Here is a 255-nt window from a genome sequence, read left to right as displayed (position 1 = left end):
CGCTCCTGCTCGCGGAAAACGTCAGATTCGGGATGCAAAAACGCTTGAAGAAAAAGCTGAAACCATATTGACACAATACAAAGTCCAGGGATTGCTTCGCTATCATTCTGAGCGTGAAGAAAAAGTAATCGTTCAATATATAGGACAAGGTCGCGGCAGTGAGAACCGCAAAAAGAAAAAAGTCACACAAGTCCGATACCAGATTACATCCGTGGAAAAACAGGAGGATGCAATCACTGAATTAGAGAAAACATT

At 42.4% G+C, this 255-nt stretch carries 1 pseudogene; it reads left to right on the top strand.

Going from position 1 to position 255, the window contains the following annotated elements:
• Positions 1 to 255, top strand: a pseudogene (locus JWG39_RS16325) (IS1634 family transposase); the annotation flags it as partial.

This window comes from Desulforhopalus vacuolatus (assembly GCF_016918505.1).
GTDB classification, from domain to species: Bacteria; Desulfobacterota; Desulfobulbia; order Desulfobulbales; family Desulfocapsaceae; genus Desulforhopalus; species Desulforhopalus vacuolatus.
Note: the sequence above shows the minus strand (reverse complement) of the source record. Positions and strands in the feature narration are given on the sequence as shown.